At 44.0% G+C, this 23,184-nt stretch carries 18 protein-coding genes, 1 other RNA gene and 1 other annotated feature; of the genes, 4 read left to right on the top strand and 15 right to left on the bottom strand.

The window, feature by feature from the left end; translation table 11 throughout:
- Nucleotides 1-38: 38 nt before the first annotated feature.
- Nucleotides 39-461 carry a cysteine metabolism transcriptional regulator CymR gene (gene cymR, locus AC3EBE_RS01945; RefSeq protein WP_488593346.1) on the bottom strand — a complete coding sequence of 141 codons (423 nt, stop codon included), beginning with the start codon at nucleotides 459-461 and terminating at the stop codon, nucleotides 39-41.
- A 281-nt stretch (nucleotides 462-742) separates the two neighbouring features.
- Between cymR and AC3EBE_RS01940 the strand changes: the two genes are divergently transcribed.
- Nucleotides 743-2,014 carry a replication-associated recombination protein A gene (locus AC3EBE_RS01940; RefSeq protein ID WP_488593345.1) on the top strand — a complete coding sequence of 424 codons (1,272 nt, stop codon included), beginning with the start codon at nucleotides 743-745 and terminating at the stop codon, nucleotides 2,012-2,014.
- 37 nt (nucleotides 2,015-2,051) lie between these two features.
- On the opposite strand, the gene AC3EBE_RS01935 is transcribed toward AC3EBE_RS01940, so the two are convergent.
- From AC3EBE_RS01935 to AC3EBE_RS01915, 5 genes are all read right to left on the bottom strand, one after another.
- Nucleotides 2,052-2,813 (bottom strand): tRNA threonylcarbamoyladenosine dehydratase, encoded by a 762-nt coding sequence (locus AC3EBE_RS01935; protein WP_488593344.1) that lies wholly within the window; start codon nucleotides 2,811-2,813, stop codon nucleotides 2,052-2,054.
- A 242-nt stretch (nucleotides 2,814-3,055) separates the two neighbouring features.
- Nucleotides 3,056-3,243, bottom strand: a non-coding RNA gene (gene ssrS, locus AC3EBE_RS01930) — 6S RNA.
- Nucleotides 3,244-3,305: 62 nt separating this feature from the next.
- Nucleotides 3,306-5,081: an aspartate--tRNA ligase gene (gene aspS / locus AC3EBE_RS01925; protein ID WP_488593343.1), complete on the bottom strand. Its 1,776-nt coding sequence runs from the start codon at nucleotides 5,079-5,081 to the stop codon at nucleotides 3,306-3,308.
- Nucleotides 5,082-5,094: 13 nt separating this feature from the next.
- On the bottom strand, nucleotides 5,095-6,372 hold the full coding sequence (hisS, locus tag AC3EBE_RS01920) for a histidine--tRNA ligase (protein ID WP_488593342.1): 1,278 nt from the start codon (nucleotides 6,370-6,372) through the stop codon (nucleotides 5,095-5,097).
- Between the two features lie 117 nt (nucleotides 6,373-6,489).
- Nucleotides 6,490-6,728, bottom strand: a binding site (T-box leader).
- Nucleotides 6,729-6,789: 61 nt separating this feature from the next.
- Nucleotides 6,790-6,963 carry a hypothetical protein gene (locus AC3EBE_RS01915; protein ID WP_488593341.1) on the bottom strand — a complete coding sequence of 58 codons (174 nt, stop codon included), beginning with the start codon at nucleotides 6,961-6,963 and terminating at the stop codon, nucleotides 6,790-6,792.
- 276 nt (nucleotides 6,964-7,239) lie between these two features.
- Here AC3EBE_RS01915 and AC3EBE_RS01910 point away from each other — a divergent pair, with 276 nt between their 5' ends.
- Nucleotides 7,240-9,018, top strand: a complete 1,779-nt coding sequence (locus AC3EBE_RS01910; protein ID WP_488593340.1) for an N-acetylmuramoyl-L-alanine amidase family protein — start codon at nucleotides 7,240-7,242, stop codon at nucleotides 9,016-9,018.
- Between the two features lie 43 nt (nucleotides 9,019-9,061).
- Here AC3EBE_RS01910 and dtd read toward each other — a convergent pair whose 3' ends face one another.
- The 8 genes from dtd to AC3EBE_RS01870 form a co-directional block, all read right to left on the bottom strand.
- The gene (gene dtd / locus AC3EBE_RS01905) at nucleotides 9,062-9,502 is read right to left on the bottom strand and encodes a D-aminoacyl-tRNA deacylase (RefSeq protein WP_488593339.1); all 441 of its coding nucleotides are present in this window, start codon (nucleotides 9,500-9,502) and stop codon (nucleotides 9,062-9,064) included.
- A gap of 32 nt (nucleotides 9,503-9,534) precedes the next feature.
- Nucleotides 9,535-11,727: a RelA/SpoT family protein gene (locus AC3EBE_RS01900; RefSeq protein ID WP_488593338.1), complete on the bottom strand. Its 2,193-nt coding sequence runs from the start codon at nucleotides 11,725-11,727 to the stop codon at nucleotides 9,535-9,537.
- Nucleotides 11,728-12,102: 375 nt separating this feature from the next.
- A complete protein-coding gene (locus AC3EBE_RS01895) occupies nucleotides 12,103-12,615 on the bottom strand; it encodes an adenine phosphoribosyltransferase (protein ID WP_488593337.1) in 513 nt (170 codons plus the stop codon).
- Complete coding sequence (recJ, locus tag AC3EBE_RS01890; protein ID WP_488593336.1) at nucleotides 12,606-14,972, bottom strand: single-stranded-DNA-specific exonuclease RecJ; 2,367 nt, start codon at nucleotides 14,970-14,972, stop codon at nucleotides 12,606-12,608. Before recJ ends, AC3EBE_RS01895 begins: the two co-directional genes overlap by 10 nt.
- A gap of 631 nt (nucleotides 14,973-15,603) precedes the next feature.
- Complete coding sequence (locus tag AC3EBE_RS01885) at nucleotides 15,604-15,912, bottom strand: LapA family protein (RefSeq protein WP_488593335.1); 309 nt, start codon at nucleotides 15,910-15,912, stop codon at nucleotides 15,604-15,606.
- Nucleotides 15,913-15,933: 21 nt separating this feature from the next.
- The gene (locus AC3EBE_RS01880; protein WP_488593334.1) at nucleotides 15,934-16,857 is read right to left on the bottom strand and encodes a cation diffusion facilitator family transporter; all 924 of its coding nucleotides are present in this window, start codon (nucleotides 16,855-16,857) and stop codon (nucleotides 15,934-15,936) included.
- Nucleotides 16,858-17,014: 157 nt separating this feature from the next.
- Nucleotides 17,015-19,279 (bottom strand): protein translocase subunit SecDF, encoded by a 2,265-nt coding sequence (gene secDF, locus AC3EBE_RS01875; RefSeq protein WP_488593333.1) that lies wholly within the window; start codon nucleotides 19,277-19,279, stop codon nucleotides 17,015-17,017.
- Nucleotides 19,280-19,567: 288 nt separating this feature from the next.
- Nucleotides 19,568-19,864, bottom strand: a complete 297-nt coding sequence (locus tag AC3EBE_RS01870; protein ID WP_488593332.1) for a post-transcriptional regulator — start codon at nucleotides 19,862-19,864, stop codon at nucleotides 19,568-19,570.
- A 123-nt stretch (nucleotides 19,865-19,987) separates the two neighbouring features.
- Between AC3EBE_RS01870 and spoVB the strand changes: the two genes are divergently transcribed.
- On the top strand, nucleotides 19,988-21,553 hold the full coding sequence (gene spoVB / locus AC3EBE_RS01865) for a stage V sporulation protein B (protein ID WP_488593331.1): 1,566 nt from the start codon (nucleotides 19,988-19,990) through the stop codon (nucleotides 21,551-21,553).
- Between the two features lie 26 nt (nucleotides 21,554-21,579).
- Here the strand turns inward: spoVB and AC3EBE_RS01860 are convergent, their stop codons facing one another.
- Complete coding sequence (locus tag AC3EBE_RS01860; protein WP_488593330.1) at nucleotides 21,580-22,263, bottom strand: DUF421 domain-containing protein; 684 nt, start codon at nucleotides 22,261-22,263, stop codon at nucleotides 21,580-21,582.
- Nucleotides 22,264-22,498: 235 nt separating this feature from the next.
- On the opposite strand from AC3EBE_RS01860, the gene AC3EBE_RS01855 reads away from it, so the two are divergent.
- Entirely contained in the window at nucleotides 22,499-22,885 is a 387-nt protein-coding gene (locus AC3EBE_RS01855) for a TIGR04086 family membrane protein (protein ID WP_488593329.1), read from the top strand.
- The last annotated feature ends 299 nt before the right edge of the window (nucleotides 22,886-23,184 follow it).

Genomic DNA, 23,184 nt, shown 5'->3' with positions numbered 1-23,184 from the left:
GAGTTTTTCATATGTGAAAGTTCTATTAAAAAGTTCAATTAAATATAAAACATGTAAGCGTCTGATTCGCCGAAGTTGTCTGTATGATTTGCCAGGTCCTCGATCGTTGTGTTATCGAGTACATCCTTTACAGCATCTCTGATGCGAGTCCAAAGCTCCCGCTTTGCAGGCTCCTCATCCTCAATTCCTTCGACAATGCTGATTGGGCCTTCCAACACCCTGATGATGTCACCGGCAGAAATCTTTGATGGCAAATCACCCAGGACGTAGCCGCCGTATGCCCCGCGGATGCTCTTGACCAGCCCGGCATTCCGGAGCGGTGCCACAAGCTGCTCCAAATAATGCTCCGATAAATCATTAGTCTGCGCAATAGACTTCAGGGAAATAGGACCTTCCCCATACTTCTTCGCCAGCTCAATCATGATCGTCAACCCATACCGGCCCTTAGTAGAAATCTTCATAAAACACACCCCAATCCAATACTTTAACACTCTAAAGCGCCGGGGGTCTGACCCCCACTGCGTTAATGCTTTAAAGTGGGTTTGCATTTACATCATAAATAATTTGGTTTTTCTAATTATCATCATTATGCCCCATATGGCATTTATATTTAGATTTTATCAAAATCCTTAGTCAATAGGTAGGCTTTTGACATTATAGCATAAATTGCGTGGTGAATGCGCCAGCGGCCAGTTTATGTTATTGTATATATACGAATATATGTTTCATTGGAGCGATGGTAATGAACCTTAAACCTCTAGCTTTCAGGATGAGGCCGCGCACAGTTGATGAAGTGATCGGGCAGGCCCATCTTGTCGCAGAAGGAAAAATCATAAATAGAATGGTCAAGGCACGGCAGTTATCCACGATGATCCTCTACGGGCCGCCTGGGATCGGGAAGACATCAATTGCAAGTGCTATCGCCGGCAGCACAAATTTTGCCTTCAGGACCCTTAATGCCGTGACCAACAATAAAAAGGATATGGAGGTAGTGGCCGCCGAAGCAAAAATGTCGGGGAAAGTGATCCTCCTTCTTGATGAAGTACACCGGCTTGACAAGGCAAAGCAGGACTTCCTCCTTCCTTACCTTGAAAATGGGATGATTGTTCTGATCGGTGCGACGACCAGCAATCCATACCATGCTATAAACCCGGCAATCCGCAGCAGATGCCAGATCTTCGAGTTGAAGCCGCTGGAACCTAATGACCTAAAAATCGCCTTGAGAAGAGCGATCGAAGATGAAGAAAGAGGTCTGGGAAACTTAAAGATTTCAATCTCTGATGCTGCACTGAACCATTTCGCGACAGCATCGGGCGGCGATGTCCGGAGCTCCCTGAACGCGCTTGAGCTCGCGGTACTGTCCACCCAACCGAATGAAGATGGACAAATTATGATAGATGAGGATACTGCCGAGGAATGCATGCAGAAAAAAAGCCTTGCCCACGATAAAGACGGCGATGCCCATTATGATGTTCTGTCCGGCTTCCAAAAATCAATCCGCGGCAGTGATGTTAACGCAGCACTGCACTATCTTGGCAGATTGATTGAAGCAGGAGATTTGGTAAGCATCAATCGTCGCCTTCTCATCATCGCCTATGAAGATATCGGCCTCGCCAGTCCACAGGCTGGGCAAAGGACGCTCGCAGCGATTGAGGCTGCGGAAAGAGTCGGATTCCCGGAAGCCAGAATCCCTTTGGCAAATGCGGTCATTGAGCTATGCCTTTCACCAAAATCCAATTCTGCCATCATGGCAATCGATTCCGCACTGGCAGATGTCCGGTCAGGCATCAGCGGCGAGGTTCCAGACCATCTTCGGGATGCACACTATAAAGGTGCCAAGGATCTTGGGAGAGGCATTGACTATTTGTATCCCCATGACTATGAAGGCGGATGGGTCAAACAGCAATACCTGCCTGACAGGATCAAAAATAAGGTGTACTACAAGCCGAAGAAGACAGGCAAGTTCGAACAGGCACTGTCAACGATTTATGATAAAATTGTCGGGAAGAAATAAGCGGAAGGGCTGCAGCCCTTCCGCTATATTTTTATATTCAGCTGTTAACCCGTTTAATCTCTATGTCCTTAAGGAGTTCCCTAACAACATGGCTGGCCATGATCAAACCAGCTACTGATGGGACAAATGCATTGGATGATGGCGGCATTTTTGCTTTGCGGATTTCCGCATTGTCATTGCCTACCTCTTTGCGGACGTCCTCCCTGATGACAATCGGGCTTTCATCCGAAAATACGACCGGAATCCCTTTTTTGATTCCTTCCTTTTTCAAACGAGTCCGAATTACTTTTGCCAGCGGATCAGTATGTGTCTTAAATATATCAGCGATTTTAAATCGGGTCGGATCCATTTTATTCGCTGCACCCATGCTGGAAATCATCGGTATCCCGCGATTCAGCGCTTCTTTAATAAGGTGGATTTTATATGAAATCGTATCTGAAGCATCGACGATAAAATCAAGATCATAGCCAAAAATCTCTTCATAGGTTTCTTCTGTGTAAAACATCTTCAGTGCAATCACTTCGCAGTCAGGATTAATGTCCTTGATCCTGTCCTTCATCACTTCTACCTTTTGTTTTCCGACTGTTGATAGCAATGCGATAAGCTGTCGGTTGACATTGGTAATATCAACATCATCCTTATCAATCAGCACTAGCTTGCCTACTCCTGATCTGGCCAATGCTTCTGCAGCAAACGATCCAACGCCGCCGATACCCAAAACTGCTACTGTACTATTCTTCATTATATCAAGGCCTTCTTTGCCAATGGCCAGCTCATTTCTTGAAAATTGATGAAGCATATGATTCACTCCAAACATTGAATTAATGTTAATATCTATACCCGCTTTTGAATATAACATACTCTGTATTAAATTCAAGTATTTTTATAGGAATTAATGTGTATGTTAAATCATACCTAATTGCCTCAATCTTACTTCAAATACTCATTTCCTTCCCATAATAGAATATTGTAAAATCTCTTAGTTTGAAAGGACAAACAAAAAAACCATGCATCAGCATGGTTTTAGCTTCATTATGTAGGAAGAGTCCCAATCGTGCCGTCGTTTTGGATGCCTTCGTCTTGAACCCGCTCTCAGCAGGTGGGTGCCCTGTTCCGGATTTCTGTAAGTCCTCTAGCCAGAGGCATTTACGCGGCCCGAAAACGCGGACTCCCGAAGGAAAAATGTTAGGTCAAAACTTCAGGTTATACAACGAACACATCAGGACTCTTCATCTGTTGTTAGTATAATAACACAGCATCAGCTGAAGTTCAAGAATATGGCTAATGGATATTATTGGTCTTTTTTGACATTTAACGCAAGGTGAAGCTCATCAAGCTGTGCAGTGCTTACTTCCCCAGGAGCATCTGTCAGCAGGTCGCTCGCGCTGGCTGTTTTCGGGAATGCGATTGTGTCACGCAAGTTCGAACGTCCCGCGAGCAGCATCACCATTCTGTCCAGGCCAAGGGCGATTCCGCCATGCGGTGGTGTACCGTATTCAAAAGCTTCAAGCAGGAAGCCGAATTGCTCTACCGCCTGTTCTTTTGTGAACCCAAGGACTGAGAACATTTTTTCCTGTACTTCACGTTCAAAAATCCTTAAGGAGCCTCCGCCCAATTCATAACCATTCAATACAAGATCATATGCCTGTGCTTTTACACTGGAAGGGTCGCTGTCAAGCAGCGAGATGTCCTCACGTACTGGCATTGTGAATGGATGGTGGGCAGCAAAGTAGCGGTCTGCCTCTTCATCGAATTCCAATAACGGCCAGTCAGTGATCCACAGGAAGTTGAACTTGCTCTGATCAATCAAACCGAGCTCTTTTCCAAGCTTTAAGCGCAGGGCACCAAGTGCATCAGCAACCACGCTTTTCTTGTCTGCAACGAATAGTAGAAGGTCACCAGCTTCAATGTCAAGCTTTTCCTTCAAGGCCTGCTGGTCTTCCTCAGCAAAGAATTTGGAGATAGGTCCTTTAAGGCCATCTTCTTCTGCCTTCAGCCAGGCAAGGCCTTTTGCACCATACACGGACACAAATTCTGTAAGGGCATCGATATCCTTGCGGGAATAATTTCCGGCTGCCCCTTTAACATTGATTGCTTTTACCTGGCCGCCATTTTCAACCGCTGACGCGAACACCTTGAACCCAGAATCTTTTACTGTTTCGGACAGGTCCGTCAATTCCATTCCAAAGCGCGTATCAGGCTTGTCGGATCCATATCTGCTCATTGCCTCATCATAGCTCATGCGCGGGAATGGTGCAGGCATGTCAATGCCTTTGACATCCTTCATGACCTTCTGCATCATTTTTTCGGTCATCCCAAGGATATCTTCCTGGCTCATGAAGCTTGTCTCGATGTCCACCTGGGTGAATTCAGGCTGGCGGTCCGCACGTAAGTCTTCATCACGGAAACAGCGGGCAATCTGGTAATAACGTTCAAATCCGCCGACCATCATCAGCTGCTTGAAAAGCTGCGGTGACTGAGGCAGCGCGTAAAACTCACCAGGATGAACACGGCTTGGCACAAGATAATCCCTTGCTCCTTCTGGAGTGCTTTTTGTTAAAATCGGTGTTTCTACATCCAGGAAGCCCTCGCCATCAAGGAAATCACGGATCGCTTTTGTCACTTGATGCCTCATTTTAAACGTTTCAAACATTACCGGACGTCGAAGGTCAAGGTAACGGTATTTCAGGCGGACATCTTCAGATACGTCTGTCTTGTCAGCAATGACAAAGGGAGTTGTTTTCGCCTCATTTATAATCGTAAGTTCCTCAGCCTGTACTTCAATTTTACCGGTTTTGATATTCTCATTAATGGTCCCTTCACCACGGGCAAGGACTGTGCCTTTTACATCAAGTACGTATTCTGTCCGCACCTTCTCGGCAATTTTAAGCGCTTCAGGCGAGACATCAGGATTCAGGACAATCTGGACGATTCCCGTTCTGTCACGCAGGTCGATGAAAATTAGCCCCCCAAGATCTCGGCGCTTTTGCACCCAACCCTTCAATGTTACCTTTTCACCAATTGCCTTTTCTGTTACTTCACCGCAAAAATATGTTCTCCCAAACATCTAAAGTCCCCCTCTACTTGCAAATCTCCCGGAATTTTTCAATAAAGTCTTCAAGCGGCAGCTCAACCTGCTCACCATTTGCCATCGATTTTAGATTGATTTTATTTTCTTTCAGTTCATCTTCACCCAGGACAGCTACATACCTTGCGTTCAGTCTGTCAGCTGCTTTGAACTGGGCTTTTATTTTACGGTCAAGATAATCCCGTTCTGCCGAAAATCCTGCACCCCTCAATTTGTGGAGAAGGCCGACAGTGTAATCCTTTGCGGTATCTCCTAGTGAAACAAGGTAACAATCGATACCTGTCTTGACCGGCAGCTCCACACCCTCTGCATCAAGTGCAGAAAGCAATCTCTCAATGCTAAGAGCAAAGCCGATTCCCGGAGTTTCAGGCCCGCCGATTTCCTCAACAAGTCCATTGTACCTTCCGCCTCCGCAAAGGGTGGTGATTGCGCCGAATCCTTCTGCATTGCTCATGATTTCAAATGCCGTGTGATTATAATAATCGAGTCCGCGAACAAGATTCGCATCGACTTCAAACTGAATTCCCAAATCCGTCAAATACTTCGTAACCTTATTGAAGTACTGAGCTGAATCTTCAGTTAAATATTCAAGAATGGATGGAGCTGACTTCATCAGTTCATGGTCGCGGTCTGCCTTGCAATCCAAAATGCGCATTGGATTCTTTTCCAGCCGGTTTTGGCAATCCTTACAGAACTCCCCGATGCGCGGCTGGAAATGATTTACCAGGGCATCCCGATGTGCCTGTCGGCTTTCTTTATCTCCAAGGCTGTTGACTACCAGCTTAAGCTTCTTTAGCCCAAGCTCCTGGTAGATGGACATTGCAAGTGAAATCACTTCCGCGTCAATTGCTGGATCAGCGCTTCCCATTGCTTCCACACCGAATTGCACGAACTGGCGGAAACGGCCAGCCTGCGGTCGTTCGTATCTGAACATTGGCCCCATATAATAAAGCTTTACAGGCTGATTTGGATTACCGAACATCTTATTTTCGACGAAAGAACGGACAGCGGCTGCAGTTCCTTCAGGTCTTAGCGTCAGGCTTCGGTCCCCTCTGTCGGTAAAGGTATACATCTCCTTCTGAACGATATCTGTCGTATCGCCGACTCCACGCTTAAATAATTCTGTATGCTCAAAAATCGGAGTCCGAATCTCCTGGTATTGGTATCTTTCACATAGCTCTCTGGCCTTTTCTTCGATCAGCTGCCATTTTTCAGTCTGGCCTGGCAATATATCTTGTGTTCCGCGCGGTATATTGATTTGATTAGCCACAATACATCCTCCTTCTTACTTCCTTAAACAATATGTACTAATTTGACTGCCGGAATCATTCAATCAAGCAATCTTTTTACAGAAATGCAAAAAAGCCCCCAATCCCTTGTTTTAATAACAAGGGACGAGAGCTTTGATTCCCGTGGTGCCACCCTAATTGAAGGCGCCTGAGCGCGCTTCCTCTTTAACAGTTAACGCCTGAATACGTCTTCTCCTACTAAAGGGCAAAAGCCTTTTTCAGAGAAAATCCTACGGAGTGTTCATTCACCAAGTCATCATGCAGAAATGCTTTCAGCCAGGGCATTTCCTCTCTTTTCATGTGGTTCTGGGCTACTGTGCTCCATCAACGGTATGATTTCGATATAGCATTTTATTTATATTATAATACGTACACATTTTTCAGATGTCAAGAAGAATTCAAGACCGCTCAAGCTGTTTTTTCAACTTTCTTACATCTCGTAATGAAAGTCCGAATTCTGAAGCCAGTTCAACTATATGTGAACTCTGTTCCTTCTGGATGAAATCATGGAAATCGACTCCGAACAATTGATTTTCACCAAAAGAAGCCATCCCCTTTTCACTGAACCGCATGCAATCACCTTCCATCGTTTATTCCTAACTATTCTTCCCATCCTTTTAAAATTTTTTCATGATTTTGTAATAAAGTTAATTATTCCTTCCCATTTCCGATATAAAGAAAAAAGCCCATGATTTTACCGGAAAATTCAGGTAAAATATTTTTAATGAGGTTCTTTAAAAAGAGCAATACATAAAACAGTGTTGGGCAAAAAAATGGCTTGGTAAAATAGGCTGATGTTTCAGCAGCAGGTTCTAAAATACAGCCAAAATAAAAAGGAGGGAGAATCTTTGCCTAAAAGCAAAATGGCTCCTGCCGTACTGAGCCTGTTTCTCATGTTGGGAAGCCTCCCAGCAATCGATACGGCTCAGGCAGAAAGCGGCAGTGTCTCGATTACCGCAACAAGCTTGAATGTAAGACAAGGGCCAGGACTCAGCTACCCTTTGGCAGGATCAGTGAAACAAGGAGAAAAATACTCCATTCTCAAGCAGGAAGGAGATTGGATTCAAATCAGCCTTGGAGGAGGCAAAAAAGGCTGGGTGGCCGAATGGTTCACTTCATTGGACAAGCAAGCACAGCCAAAAGCCTCCAATACTGGTTCCGGTTCAGCCAGCGGTACTGTAACGGCTGATAGCTTAAGGGTCCGGAAAGGCCCCGGGACCACTTTTCAGGTGATTGGATCATTGAATAGCGGACAAGCTGTTGAAATCCTTACCTCGAATAACAACTGGGTTGAAATTAAAACCAAAACAATTCGAGGATGGGTATCGAAGGAATTTATTAAATCCAGCAGCAGTAATAATTCCGGAACCTCGGTCGAAAGCGGCAATGGAAATACAAGCGGCGTCATCACTGCAGATTCTTTGAATGTGAGGGAAACGCCATCCACTAATTCCAAAGTCATTGGCAGTCTTAAAAAAGGGGCAAAAGTTACAGTATTCAAGCAATCTAACGGCTGGGCCGAAATTACATATTCAGGTAAGAAAGCATATGTGAGCGCTCAATTCATCAAAATTGGGCAAAGTTCAGCACCTGCTGATAACCAGCCCTCACCTTCACCTGTTTCAGGACAATTTACTGGTACAGTCACTGCATCCCAGCTCAATGTGCGTGACACCAATACGCTTGATGGGAAGGTAATTGGGATGGTGTCAAAGGGGCAAAGCTTCCAGATTCTCGCGGAGACCAATAATTGGGTGAAGATTGAGTTCAAGCCCGGGCAAACTGGCTGGGCAGCAGGCTGGTTTTTTGATAAGACTAAGGAAGGGCCAGTTTATACGCCTGATCAGCCTGTAAAGAACAGCAGTGTTAAAGTCCTTCACAACGGCACAAATATCCGCAAAGGGCCTGACACCGGTACCGCAGTCATTTATCGCGCCAACCAAGGGGACAGCTTTGAAGTCATCAGCGTTAAAAATGACTGGTACGAGATCAAACTTCCTAATGGCACTTCAGGTTTTGTTGCCGGGTGGATTGTTTCAAGCGTTGGAAGTGCACCGCAAATCGAAAAGCCGGGCGCTGAGAAGCATACAAAAAACAGGACAATTGTTATCGATCCCGGACATGGCGGAAGGGATAATGGCACAACGGGCGTCAGAGGCACTCTTGAGAAAAACCTCACCTTAAAAACAGCCCAGCTTCTGTATGACAAGCTTAAGGCGTCAGGAACAAACGTTGTCCTTACAAGAAATAATGATTCATACATTTCGCTTGCTTCGCGAGTCAGCACGGCACATTATCAAGGTGCGGATGCCTTTATCAGCCTACATTACGATAGCACCAATGACCGCAGCGTACGCGGAATGACAACCTATTACTACAATTCAACTCAAAAGCCTTTTGGAGAGCAAATCCACTCATCGGTTATCAGCAGGACAATGCTAAATGACCGCAGTGTCCGCTTCGGTGACTATCATGTCATCAGGGAAAACAGGCAAAAAGCTGTCCTTCTGGAACTCGGATATCTGAGCAATCCGGCAGAAGAAATGCTGGTCAATACCCCACAATATCAGGAAACAGTAGCCAATGGCATTTTTGACGGCCTCGCCCGTTATTTTAAAAATAATTAAGCAAAAAGAAGGAATCCCATTTTGCGGGATTCCTTCTTTTATGTTATTTACTGTCAATAATCAAAGTAACTGGCCCATCATTGGTCAGAGACACATCCATCATCGCACCAAATACTCCTGTTTCAACCTTCAGGCCTTTTTCTCGTAAAAAAGTATTGAAAGCTTCATAAATTTCTGATGCATGCTCAGGTCTCGCAGCGTCCATGAAGTTTGGACGCCGCCCTTTGCGGCAATCTCCATACAGGGTAAACTGGGAAACTGACAGAATCTCGCCGCCAACCTCCAGCAGGGACAAATTCATTTTCCCTGCTTCGTCCTCGAATACTCGCAAGTTGGCAACCTTATCAGCGAGATAGGCAGCATCTTCTTTCTGATCGTCATGTGTTACACCGACAAGAACGACGAACCCTTTAGTAATGGAGCCGGTAATTTCACCGTCTACAGTTACTTTTGCTTCTTTGCTTCTTTGCACAACTAAACGCATGTTGAATCTCCTTAACTTGTTTCTTAAAAAGGTTAACTCATCATCCGTCTGACAGCATAAATGTCAGGTATTTGCTTGATCCGGTCAACAACCTTCTGAAGGTGGCTGACATTGTGGATCGCAATCGACATATTGATGGTCGCAACCTTATTGCGGTCAGATTTACCGGAAACTGCAGTAATGTTGGTTTTCGTCTCATTTACAGCCTGAAGAACCTCGTTCAGCAAGCCTCTGCGGTCATAACCGCTGATTTCAATATCAACATTGTATTCCTTGCGGTCATTAAGAGCGGTTTCCCATTCAACCGGGATCAGCCTTGCCTGAGCATCCTCTGTATGGATATTCGTGCAATCTGAACGGTGGACGGAAACGCCCCTTCCCTTCGTGATAAAACCTACAATCTCATCTCCGGGTACAGGATTGCAGCATCGGGAGAGCCTGATCAGCAGATTATCAATGCCCGAAACCCTTACACCAGATTCGCGTTTCTTGGCTGGCGAGAATGCCTTCAGCTCTGATACAGCATTGGCAATATCCTTTTCCTGCTCAAGGTCGCGTTTCTTGCGGAGCTTCTCGGTCAGCCTGTTGGCAACCTGAAGGGCGGTAATCCCGTTATACCCGATTGAAGCGTACAAATCTTCTTCACTCATAAAATTGAACTTCTCAGATACCTTTTTAAGATTCTCAGAGGTCAGGATTTCCTTTACTTCAAAATCCATATTGCGAATTTCTTTTTCCAGCAGCTCACGGCCCTTTTCAACATTTTCATCCTTTTGCTGCTTCTTGAAAAATTGGCGGATCTTGTTTTTTGCCTGCGAAGTTTGAGCCAGCTTCAGCCAGTCCTTGCTTGGACCATATGAATGCTTTGAAGTAAGGATTTCAATAATATCCCCTGTCTTCAGCTGGTAATCAAGTGTCACCATTTTGCCGTTGACCTTCGCACCAATGGTCTTATTCCCGATTTCCGAGTGGATCCGGTAAGCGAAATCGATTGGCACCGAGCCTGAAGGCAATTCAATCACATCGCCTTTAGGAGTGAAAATAAATACCATATCAGAGAACAGGTCTATTTTTAAGGATTCCATGAATTCTTCAGCATTTGCTGTATCATTCTGGAACTCAAGGATTTCGCGGAACCAGGACAGCTTGGTTTCGAAGTTTGAGCCTTCAGTAGGCTTCCCTTCCTTATAAGCCCAGTGTGCGGCTACCCCGAATTCAGCAATCCGGTGCATTTCATCGGTCCTGATTTGAACCTCAAGCGGATCTCCTTTCGGACCGATGACCGTGGTGTGCAGCGACTGGTACATATTTGGCTTAGGCATAGCGATATAGTCTTTAAATCGGCCAGGCATCGGCTTCCAGCAGGTATGGATAATACCAAGAATGGCATAGCAATCCTTAATGCTGTCCACAACGATCCTGACTGCGAGTAAGTCATAAATTTCATTGAACTGCTTATTTTGCAGCACCATTTTTCGGTAAATGCTGTAAATATGCTTCGGCCTGCCAGAGATTTCTGCTTTAATGCTTACCTCTTGAAGCCTTTCCTTCACTTCATCAATAACTTCGTCGAGATATTGTTCTCGCTCCGCACGTTTTTTCTTCATCAAATTGACGATTCGATAATACTGCTGCGGATTCAAATAACGCAATGCAGTATCCTCGAGTTCCCATTTGATTTTCGAAATACCGAGCCTGTGGGCAAGAGGCGCAAAAATCTCAAGCGTTTCATTGGAAATTCGGCGCTGCTTTTCGAGCGGCAGATGTTTAAGCGTCCTCATATTATGAAGACGGTCTGCCAGCTTGATCAGGATAACACGGATATCCTGGGCCATTGCCACAAACATCTTGCGGTGGTTTTCCGCCTGCTGTTCCTCATGTGACTTGTACTTGATTTTACCAAGCTTCGTTACACCATCTACAAGCATCGCCACTTCGTCATTGAAGGCTTCACGAAGATCGTCCAGTGTCACAGCCGTATCTTCAACAACATCATGAAGAAAACCGGCGGCAACCGTTGCCGGGTCCATTTCCAGGTCTGCAAGGATCCCTGCTACCTGAATTGGATGGATGATGTAGGGTTCACCCGATTTACGGAATTGGTCATGATGAGCCTGTTTGGCGAACTCATAAGCTTTCCTTACCAATTTTACATGCTCATCATTTAAATATGATTTTGTACAGTCAATGACTTGCTCTGCTGTCATTACCTGATCATTCGCCATAGGATCACCTAATTTTTATTTCTTTATATTAACCCGAAACTCCATCGGGCAGGACTTAGAGAAAATCGACATTATTTTTAAAAAAATCCTTTATATACAATAATTATTCTTATAAAGGATTGTTACTATTATCAAAGAAAAAATCGAAGATGTAAAGAGAAAGGAAGAGATTTTACAGCAGAATTCAAAAAAATTGTCGAAAGATATTTTATTTTGATCATTTTGCTATTTTTTCTGCTCTATTTACAGATGCAGTATTCAGGCAAGCGATATGACGGGTATAGCCATCCACCCGTTCAAGAAAACAAAAATTGTAAATATATAATAGAAAAGGATATAAAGAAAAGGCACTTCGCAATGAAGCGCCCATGGAAATTAGTATTGCATCAATGTTAACATGTCGTAGTTGTTTAGTTTTTCACGGCCGTCAAGGTATGTTAATTCAATCAAGAACGCAATTCCCGCGACGACTCCGCCAAGTTCTTCAACCAGCTTGATTGTCGCTTCGATTGTTCCTCCGGTAGCAAGCAAATCGTCTGTGATCAAGACACGCTGACCTGGCTTGATTGCATCTCTATGGATTGTGAGTACGTCACTGCCATACTCAAGACCGTAATTCACCTTTACCGTTTCACGTGGCAGTTTGCCCTCTTTACGTACTGGAGCAAATCCTACCCCAAGAGAGTAAGCAACCGGACAGCCAATGATAAAGCCGCGGGCTTCTGGTCCTACTACAAGGTCAATTTGTTTTTCACGTGCATAAGCCACGATTTGGTCAGTTGCATATCTATACGCCTCGCCATTGTCCATTAAAGTCGTGATATCTTTAAATTTAATGCCAGGCTTTGGCCAGTCAGGAACGATTGTTACGAATTGTTTCAAATCCATTGAATAATTGCCTCCTCATTTTTCACCGACTCTTGTATGAATTGGTCAAACCAGGCTTTCAGCTCATCATATGATGAATAAAGCAATTCATTTTCAAGAGTAAATGCTTGCACCTTATGCTGATATGTTTTGGATTCAGATAAGTCCCTTTTTGGGACATCCTTTTCTAGTGAAATAAACCCATTGTTTATTTTAACAAAATCTAGTTCAAAAAACACCTGTGACATGAAATCTACTGTTTCTTTTGTCCAGCCGCGATGCCTTGCCAGGTCATCACCATGTTTTTTCAGGTCAAATGGTCCCTTTTTTGCAAGGAACGCATAGAACCACTTGAAATGGTCCCTTGTTGGCAGGGTAGTGAAGAAATCACTGTTCTCTTTATAAAAATGGACATAAACCCTGCCAGGGTTTTTTCCCTCGAACAGCTTTATCAGCAGATCTTTTACAGGCGGAAGGTCCAGCAGGACAACATAAGCGGAGTCAGCCTCCAGCTTTTGTGCTTCCTCTTCATTCGCCACGATGATGAGGGAATCTCCCAATATAGCAGCAAATCTTTCTTTTAATTCCGGGTTAAAAAGAATCCATTTTATGTTCTCGCCTGAAATCATTTCAGGAAGTTTTTCAATTCTCTTAAGCCCCCTGAAGTCGAATAGCTGCCAGGACCTTACCGCCAGGTCCCTGAGGAAAATTTGCGGTTTCTTGTTATTGTTCCACTCATTGATCGATAATTCCCCGATGACTGACAATTTCGAACTGGGAGATATATGATCGTGAAGATGGCCAATGCCAAATCCAATCCCATCAAGCGTTGTGCCTGCATCCTCAAGAGCCAGCTTAAGATGTGACTGGTCTGAGCCGATTTTCCTCAATGTCGAAATATTGGCTTCTTCAATTAAAACTTTCGGTTTAGGATTGCTGACTCCATAAGGAGAAAGCAGACCCAGTTCCTTAATTGCTTCAATATCTATATCACTCACTTTGACCTTCGCATCAATATGTGAAACAGGAATCAGATCCTCTTCGGTTAACTGTTCCTTTGCCATTGCGTTCAGCCGGTCCCTAAGCTCATCCACATGATCAAGCTCGAGGGTCATTCCCGCTGCCATCGGATGCCCTCCAAAATGAGGAAGGATATCTCTGCAGGCAGATAGATTTTTGAACAAATCTAATCCATCTATACTTCTTGCCGAACCTTTAGCCAGACCCTTTTCCTTGTCAAAGCTTAGGACGATTGTCGGGCGATAATATTTTTCTACCAGCTTTGATGCGACAATTCCAATCACACCAGCGTTCCAGCCCTCTTTGCCGACAACAAGGACATGGTTCTCTTTAATTGGGTAATGCTGTTCAACTTCCTGGAATGCTTCCTTGGCAATTTCGGACACAAGATTCTGCCGCTCTTTGTTCAGTGAATCGATTTCCTCAGCAAGCATCATCGCCTCTTCCTGGTCAGACGTCATCATCAGCTGCACGGCAGGATCTGCACTTCCCAGGCGGCCGGCTGCATTGACCCGCGGTCCGATCAAGAAACCGATTGTTTCTTCATCGATGGCTGACTTCTCTGTTTTCGTCAGCTTTAACAACGCATTCAAACCTGGAGTTTGGCTTGTCTTCAGCTGTTCAATTCCGTTCAATGCAATCAGCCTGTTCTCTCCTAAAAGAGGCACTAAATCAGCGATTGTGCCAATTGCAGCAAACTCAAGCAGATGCTCAGGAAGTCTTCCAAGCAATGCATGGGCAACTTTGAACGCAACACCTACACCTGCCAAATCCTTAAAAGGATAGACGCTGTCTTCAAGCTTGGGATGGATAATGGCAAATGCCTCAGGCAGTACCGGGCCTGGTTCATGGTGGTCAGTAATGATTAAATCAATGCCAAGGTCCTTGGCAACCTTCGCTTCATGCAAGGCAGAAATACCTGTATCAACCGTGATAATCAGGGTGATTCCCCTGTCAGCGGCCATCCTGAAGGCCTTTTCATTGGGACCGTAACCTTCAGTAAACCGGTTAGGTATGTAATAGTCTGCATTGGCCCCGATTTCCTGGAGGGCTTTCATCATGACCGTCGTACTGCTTACACCGTCCGCATCATAATCACCGAATACCAGCATCGGTTCCTGTGATTCCACAGCTCTGCGAATTCGCTCTGCTGCCTTGTCCATATCCTTGAGTAAAAAAGGATCATGGAAACTCGTTTTTTGACCAAATAAAAAATACCGGGCATCCTCCACGGTATCCAATCCGCGATTGACAAGCAGCGAAGCAGTCAGATTGTTAATGTTCAAGTCGTTGGCTAGTAAATCTGTTTTTGACTGGTCAGATTGCTTTACAATCCACCTTGATTTTGGCTTTAACATACGTTCACCTCTCAGCTTTTTAATTATACAAAAGCAATGAGCGTGTTTCAATGACAATGAATGCTAACAACAGACAGAACATGCCAGGACATAAAAAAAATGACAGCTTTAATTGCTGCCATTTTAGAGTGTGAGAACGTATTCTTTTTTAATAGGCTTTAGTTGTTGGATGTGATTCATAAAATATAAGGAACTTCCGCTTTGAGAAAATTCGTCTGGATGTCCTTTAGAACCGTTATTAAGACCACCCACAATGGAGTAAATCCCTCTGAATGTCTCTTAGAACCCTTATAAAGACCATCCACATGAAGTAAATCCCTCTGAATGTCTCTTAGAATCTTTATAAAGACTATTTACATGGAGTAAATCCGTCGGAATGTCTCTTAGGACTCCTATAAAGACCACCCACATGGAGTAAACCCGTCGGAAGGTCTCTTAGAAGCCTTATAATGACCATCCGCATGGAGTAAATCCGTCGGAATGTCCTTTAGAACTTTCATAAAGTCCATTTCCACTATTGTAACTCTCTTGAGTGTCCTTAAAAGGGTCCAAGTTTAAGATTGGCTTATAAGTTTCAGTTTTTAAAAGAGTCATTGCACCATGACTTTTACTCAATGGCTTCCATCCATGTTTAATGTATATCCTCAATCCCATGTATGTGTTCTTCCTGAGATTGGGGTTCTTTTAGGTGTTCCTCATAAGCTTTGTTTTGCTTTCTCAATGCCCGTATCTCTTTTTGCAGGATGAACATCCTGAACAGTGCAACTGAGCCGACAATGATCCCGCCCATTAGGACTGAACCCAAAATGACCAGGATCAGCGGCCACTCTGCTACTCCAAATAGATAGTTCACAGAAACAGGGTTGACGTTTATGACTGCAAAAACTGCGACAATCAGGGCAAAGGCAATTCCTAGCAGCAAAGTCCATGCAATTTTCATTCCTCTCCCCCCTTTAACCTGTTATTGAATCTCTATGCTATCCTCAAAACTTCCGTTTTCACTGTATGGATTAATATGGACAAGGACATTCTGGACGTTTTTGTTTTCCATAAGCTTCTTTTTTACCAGCTTCCCAATCCGGTGGCCTTCTTCTACCGTTATATTTGGATCTACAGAAAGCTTCAGGTCAATAATCACATAATGCCCATGTTCCCTCGCGTGCAAAACGTCAAGTTTCATCACACCTGGTACGGAGCGAACCACGTTCTTGAATTCTTCGGTGTCCTCATCATGGAGCACATGGTCCAATGTATTGTGTATCGATTCCTTTCCAAGCGACCAGGCCATTTTAATGATAAAAATCGCCACGACTAAACCTGTTACTGGATCCGCATATTCAAGCCAGCCAATACCGAGCTTGCCGCCTGCTACCGCTGCACTGATCCCGACTAGCGCCGCAAGTGAAGAATACACATCCGACCTGTGTTCATAGGCATTCACAATAAGGGCATCGCTGTTCAATTGCTTTCCAAGCTTGTATTTATAACGGAACATTCCCTCTTTCACAATAATCGAAACGACCACTGCCACAATGGCAATTGCTTTTGGAGCCTCTATTGGCTTAAAGAAGGATTCTATCGCCGACCTGCCAATCTCAACACCTACGAGCATCAATAGCACGGCTACTATGATTGCAGCAATTGACTCTGCTTTGCCATGGCCATATGGATGGTCTTCATCTGGCGGCGCTTTCGCTGCTCTTAATCCAATATAAACAGCAAGCGAGCCAGCTACATCGGAAGCCGAGTGAACCGCATCCGCAACTAATGCTTTACTGTTAGCGTATATGCCAATGATCCATTTCAACGCAGCAAGTACGATATTCCCAACAACACCAACCATTGCTGCGAACTCTGCTTTTTTAAAACGGGCATCTTTTTCCAATAGCAATTTCCTCCCTGACTCTGTGTATATGTGCCTGATGTAATTCGACTCTTATAGTCTGTTGGCATTCCCTTTATTTTATCCTTAAAAATGGCTATCCTAACCAATAATAAAAAAAATACCACGGCTTCCCGTGGTATTCATAAAAAGTTCTATTTTATACTTGCGGCTCGTCTGAATATACTTTCTTTTCCTTGTAAGTCTTGATTGTTCCTTTTTTCTTAAGCTCTTTATTTTTCCAGACATACCAGAGCTGTGCAGCAAGGAACACGGAAGAGTAAGTACCAGAAATCAAACCGATCAACAATGCGAAGGAGAAGTTCCAGATTGACTCACTGCCGAAAATCAACAGAGCTACGACCGTAATAACGACCGTCAGAACCGTGTTGACAGAACGTCCCAGTGTCTGGCGGAGCGAAGAATTCACGACTTCAGCAATATCCTCCGATGTCTTCAGGCGCTTCTTCTTAATCATGTTTTCACGCATGCGGTCAAAGGTAACGATAGTATCATTAATTGAATAACCAACGATCGTCAGAATCGCAGCAATGAATGTGATATCAACCTCGAGTCTGGTAATGCTGAAGATGACAATGACAAAGAATGCATCGTGCAGCAAGGCAATGATCGCGGCGATTGCCATGTATATTTCGAAACGGATGGTGACATAGATGATGATTCCGATTGAAGCAATTACAAGTGCAATCATCGCATTCTTAGCCAATTCTTTTCCAATTGTCGGAGAAACCGTACCTACATTTGGTTCAGCTCCAAATTCTTCTTTAAAATGGGATTTAAGCTCGGCAATTTCATCCTTGCTCAATACACCCTTCAGTCTTGCGACACCAATTTCACCATTTTCTCCCGAAATGACGATATCATCGGTATTGACATCGACCTTGGCAAGCTCTTCTTTAAGCTGAGCTGCTGTCAATTTAGTGTCTGACAGGATTTCGATTCTTGTACCGCTGGCAAAATCAATTGCAAGATTCAGGCGGAAAGCTAGAATCGCTATCAATCCGATTGCGACTAGAACAGCAGACAGTGTGAAGAATTTCTTGCGATTTTTAACAAAATCAAAACGATCGAACTTTGTAGACAAATCCAGGGGATCAAGTCCTTCTGAAATATCATGAACTTCGTCTTTCTTAACACCGAACCACCATGGTTTATTTTTGAATAACCCGCTATTTACCCAAAGTCCAAGGAACAGTCGGGCTGCAAATACAGCTGTTATAAAGCTGGCTAAAATACTGATGATCAGCATGGTCGCAAAGCCCTTCACAGAGCTTGTACCATATGAAAACAGTACAATTGCAGCGAGAAGCGTAGTCAGGTTGGCATCAAAAATCGTTGATAATGAACCTTTGCTTCCTGCCTCAAAGGCAGCCTTGATGTTGCGGCCGATCTTTAATTCTTCTTTAATCCGTTCATATGTGATGATATTTGCATCCACGGCCATACCGACACCGAGAATCAAAGCGGCAATACCCGGCAGCGTCAATACTCCATTCATCCAGTCGAATACCAATAGGATCAAGTAGATATAGATGGACAAGGTCACTACTGCCACTACGCCTGGCAAGCGGTAATAGAACAGCATGAAAATGAAAACCGCTGCGACACCGATGATACCAGCAAGAATAGTTTTATCCAGTGCTTGTTCACCGAACTTTGCCCCTACAGAAGTAGAGTATGTTTCATCAAGCTTCACTGGGAGAGAACCTGCATTTAGCAATGATGCGAGCTGCTGGGCCTCTTCTATTGTGAAAGTTCCTGTAATTTCTACGTTTTTCTGATTCAATACCTGGCTGACATTCGGATTAGAGAGGAATCTAGGATTTGGTTTCATTCTCTCTTCTTTATAGGAATCTTTGCCTTCTTCGAAATCCAGCCAGATGATAAGCTGATTATCCGGCGCCATGTTGAGGATTTCCTGGGTGATTTCACCGAACTTGTCTCCATCCTTTAAAGTAATGGAGATGCTTGGCTTGTTTTGCTGGTCAAAGCTTTGCTTCGCACCATTTTCGGCAAGATCGCCGCCATCCATCATGATCCGGTCATTAACATCCCTGAAGGTCAGGTTTGCCTCGGTGGAAAGAATTTCACGGGCTTTGCTCTGGTCCTTCACACCTGCCAGCTGAACACGAATCCTGTTGTCTCCTTCTATCTGGATGTTCGGTTCACTGACACCAAGGACGTTAACCCTTCGTTCCAGTGCATCTGCTGTACTTTTCAACGTTTCGCGGTCAATTTCCTGACCTTTTTTAAGCGGACTGACTTCATAAAGAACTTCGAATCCACCCTGCAGGTCAAGACCAAGTTTAATATTGTTCAAGATATTCTGGGTCGTTGCACCCATGGCACTTCCAATCAGCAAAACCAACAAGAAGAAGGCCACGATGCGGCTGCGTTTTACCATTATGTAGAGATCCTCCTTATTTTTTCCGAAGAAAAAAATCATGCTGCAAGCAGTTAAAAACATAAAGACAAAAAACTAAACATAAAAAGTTAACCAATTTATAGCATTTTAATTATGTAACAGTTTTAAAATACTGTCAATTAGGCTCTTTTTATATTATTAATGGGAATTTTATGTATTAAACAGAAAAAAAGCCCTTAAAATCAGGACCAAAGCAAAAACTGGTTTCGATGTCTCTTAGGGTACTGCCGCAATAAATGCTCTATGAATCACACCGTACCCCAATATTTATTTTAATAGTTCACGGCGCTCTTCTTCGCTGCTCAGGTCAAAATCCCGAAGTTTGAATGCTTCTACCGTAGTGAAATTCATGACATCCCCGATTTTCGCAGTAAGGATATCCGCGACGATTTCGTATAAATGGATTTCTTCCTTAGGCTTCTTCCATTTTTTCTTGCTGAGATACTCCCATATTTGAGCTTCTGATACATTCTCATAGCCTAACAGCTTGAATTCCTCTTCCTTGCTTTTCAATGCTGGCTTAATCTGTTTGTAAAAACGGCCATAACGGTGGCTGCCTTCCATCTCCTTGCCTCCCTGTCCCATTTTCTAGTCTTTTAAATGCTTTAACCTGTCATGCTTTGTCCACTTTCTTGCATATAGTTAATTGTATATGAATTAAGCATTTTTGAGAAGGCAGGGAGCGGAATGTCAAAGTTTTTAAAAGGAACATTTATTTTACTGATTGCCGGGCTTGTAACAAGAGTGCTTGGTTTTATAAACCGGATTGTCATAGCCCGTTTTATCGGTGAAGAGGGCGTAGGCTTATATATGATGGCATTCCCTGCTATGATGCTTGTCGTGACCATTACCCAGCTCGGGCTTCCGGTAGCGATATCTAAGCATGTCGCAGAAGCTGAGGCAAAGGGTGACTATAGAAAAATAAAGAAAATCCTGGTCGTATCACTGGCTACGACCATCTCTTTATCCATCATTTTCACACCTGCACTCATTTTCCTGGCGCCCTACCTATCAAATACCTTGTTCACTGATAATCGGACACAATTGCCGCTGATGGCGATTGCCCCAATTGTGCCGATTGTTGCGATCTCTTCGGTCCTGCGCGGTTATTTCCAGGGCAGGCAGAACATGCGGCCTTCAGCTATATCACAGGTGATCGAACAGATCGTCAGGATCACCCTGATTGCTGTCCTTACTCGAAAATTCATGCCATATGGAATTGAGTATGCAGCCGCTGCAGCCATGGTGGCTTCTGTACTGGGCGAGCTTATTTCATTGGTTTACTTGATGATGACATTCAAGCTGAGAAAAAGATTCCGCTTGCGTAAAGATTTTTTTCAATATGTCCACTCCGGGAAATCGACCTTCAATGAATTGATGAGAATCGCATTGCCAACAACCGGATCACGGCTGATCGGAAATGTTTCCTGGTTTTTTGAACCAATCGTGGTCGCCCACAGTCTGGCAATTGCCGGAATTGCTGCAGTCGAGGCAACCAAACAATACGGTGCACTTACCGGGTTCGCGATGCCCTTGCTGTTGCTGCCGTCGTTCATCACCTACTCACTTTCCACTTCGCTTGTCCCGGCTATCAGTGAAGCGAACTCAAAGAAACAAACAAAGAGAATAGAGCATTTGCTGCAGCAATCTCTTCGTTTCTCGCTGCTGACAGGCGGTTTGGCTGTCGTCGTTTTGTATGTCCTTGCAGATCCTTTGATGACGCTGATGTATGGTACATCGAATGGAGCACAATTCATAAAGCTAATGGCTCCCTTTTTCCTGTTTTATTATTTCCAGGGTCCATTGCAGGCAGTTTTACAGGCGCTTGACCTTGCGAGGGCAGCTATGATCAACAGCCTGATCGGGAACCTTGCCAAAACTGCGGTGATTTTCCTGCTGGCAAGCCAGCCTGCTTTCGGGATCAACGGTGCTGCACTCGGAATGGTCATGGGAATTGTTTTGATCACCCTGCTGCATTTTGCGACCATGCTGAAAGCCATAACGTTTACCTTTTACGTTATGGATTATGTAAAAATATTTGCGACAATCTTGATTGCAGGGTTAACCGGGTTCGCATTATGGGATTTACTGAACCCTGGCATGGCTCTTACTGTTCGGATCCTTCTTACGGCAGCAGCGATTACTTTCGCTTATTTAATCGCGGCATTCATTTTCAGGCTGATTAAAAAAGAGGAATTATTGCGTGTCCTTCGCGTATTCACTTCATTTATCAAGAAGCCGACATTCAAATAAAAAAACGTGGAAACGATCCACGTTTTTTATTTTTTTTGATGGCTAAATCCATCGATCATATCAACAAAAAACCTTCCATTTTGATAGCTGCAAAATGAAATGGCCTTGGGGTTGCTGTGTCCTTTTTTGTCCAGCTGCTCCAGCAGCCATTTCTTTGTTTTGTTGATCAGCTTGAGGTTATCCTCCTGTATTTCTCCATCAATGATCAGCGGCAGGGCAAGGTTTCCGTCCTCCTGCTGGCTGCCCTCCTGTCCGCCTTGATTTTTCTGGAATATCGATAGCTTTCCGGATGGCTCCAGAATGGCGAATTCAACATCAGCAATGTTCCCGACATCCTTTTCCCTTAATTGCAGGAGCAAATCGTCAAAGTTGTATCTCTGAGCTTTCATTGCCCGTTCATCGATCTTGCCATTATTGATGATGACGGTCGGCTTTCCATCTACAAGATCCCGGAACCTTTTGCTTTTTAAAGAAAGCATGGCAAGAGTGATTTGGATAATGACTAATATGATAATCGGCAAAAGCGTATTGATCAATGGATCCTTTGTATTCTCGATTGCCAGAGAAGCCATCTCAGCGATCATGATATACACGACTAAATCCAGTATGCTCAGTTCCCCGATTTCCCTTTTGCCCATCAGCCTGAATATCAAAAGAATCAGCAAATAAAGGAACAAGGTCCTTAATAGAATGACCAAATATTCATCCACGTTTCTCCCGCCCTTCAAACTGCATTCCTCTATAGTCTCCTACCAGGAAGATAAAAAATACTCATTGTTTACGTAAAAATTTAATAGTGGATCGTTCTTATATTTATTTTGAAAAAAGCAGGCATGTTTTGACATATCCAGATTAGAAACTGATTCTATTTATGCTTTGCCCTGAATATGCTTGTACTAGGCAATTCCCGCTTAAAGGGAAACAGATTAGAGGGGAGAGGGGTTAATGGAATCAAGGAGTTTAGGTAAGGCCGTCCTGTACGGAGTGATTGCCATTTTCTTATTGGCAATCGCAAGCAGTTTTATTTTTTCTCTTCTTTTAAAATTCACTTCTGTTCAAGAATCATCGCTTCAATATGTGATGACGTCTATTTCTTTCTTATCCATCTTCATCGGCGGATTTGTAACTGGGGGAAATGGGAAGCAAAAGGGATGGCTGATTGGCGGAGCAACAGGTCTGGTTTATACTTTGGTCGTCTTCCTGTTCCAGTTTTTAGGTTATGATAGTCTGTTTACATTCGAGCAAATCATCTATCATATTTGCTACATCATTACAGCTATGATGGGCGGCATTTTGGGAGTGAACATTGCTGGAAGCACCAGGAATGCATAAAAAAGAAGCGGATTTTTGTATCCGCTTCTTTTTTGTTATACACCAGGAATTATAAAATAATTTTGATGTGGATAACTGTATGAGTTATCTTAATCCAGCTCCAATGCCTAGCCCCTCGAGACGCTTGTCTAGCTGCGGCTCCTAACTCCTCGAGACGCTTCGGAGTTAAGCAGTCGCCTCCGCGTTTCTTATTGTCTAGTTTTGCCTCCTAGAAACTCCGAAGCTTCAACTTCGCCCGCAGAAGCAAAAAGCGCTTCTTTGTCGAAGTCTCCAGTTTCTGTGTTTCTGGGCAGTCGGCT

Source organism: Mesobacillus sp., assembly GCF_057785455.1.
The sequence above is the reverse complement of the archived record's forward strand: the minus strand, read 5'-3'. Positions and strand labels throughout refer to the sequence as shown.

Bases quoted from the DNA above. Each gene is read 5' to 3' on its own strand.
- cymR (WP_488593346.1), bottom strand. From the start codon at position 461: ATGAAGATTTCTACTAAGGGCCGGTATGGGTTGACGATCATGATTGAG.
- AC3EBE_RS01940 (WP_488593345.1), top strand. From the start codon at position 743: ATGAACCTTAAACCTCTAGCTTTCAGGATGAGGCCGCGCACAGTTGAT.
- AC3EBE_RS01935 (WP_488593344.1), bottom strand. From the start codon at position 2,813: ATGCTTCATCAATTTTCAAGAAATGAGCTGGCCATTGGCAAAGAAGGC.
- aspS (WP_488593343.1), bottom strand. From the start codon at position 5,081: ATGTTTGGGAGAACATATTTTTGCGGTGAAGTAACAGAAAAGGCAATT.
- AC3EBE_RS01915 (WP_488593341.1), bottom strand. From the start codon at position 6,963: ATGCGGTTCAGTGAAAAGGGGATGGCTTCTTTTGGTGAAAATCAATTG.
- dtd (WP_488593339.1), bottom strand. From the start codon at position 9,502: ATGCGTTTAGTTGTGCAAAGAAGCAAAGAAGCAAAAGTAACTGTAGAC.
- AC3EBE_RS01900 (WP_488593338.1), bottom strand. From the start codon at position 11,727: ATGGCGAATGATCAGGTAATGACAGCAGAGCAAGTCATTGACTGTACA.
- AC3EBE_RS01895 (WP_488593337.1), bottom strand. From the start codon at position 12,615: ATGGATTTGAAACAATTCGTAACAATCGTTCCTGACTGGCCAAAGCCT.
- recJ (WP_488593336.1), bottom strand. From the start codon at position 14,972: ATGTTAAAGCCAAAATCAAGGTGGATTGTAAAGCAATCTGACCAGTCA.
- AC3EBE_RS01885 (WP_488593335.1), bottom strand. From the start codon at position 15,912: ATGAAAATTGCATGGACTTTGCTGCTAGGAATTGCCTTTGCCCTGATT.
- secDF (WP_488593333.1), bottom strand. From the start codon at position 19,279: ATGGTAAAACGCAGCCGCATCGTGGCCTTCTTCTTGTTGGTTTTGCTG.
- AC3EBE_RS01870 (WP_488593332.1), bottom strand. From the start codon at position 19,864: ATGGAAGGCAGCCACCGTTATGGCCGTTTTTACAAACAGATTAAGCCA.
- spoVB (WP_488593331.1), top strand. From the start codon at position 19,988: ATGTCAAAGTTTTTAAAAGGAACATTTATTTTACTGATTGCCGGGCTT.
- AC3EBE_RS01855 (WP_488593329.1), top strand. From the start codon at position 22,499: ATGGAATCAAGGAGTTTAGGTAAGGCCGTCCTGTACGGAGTGATTGCC.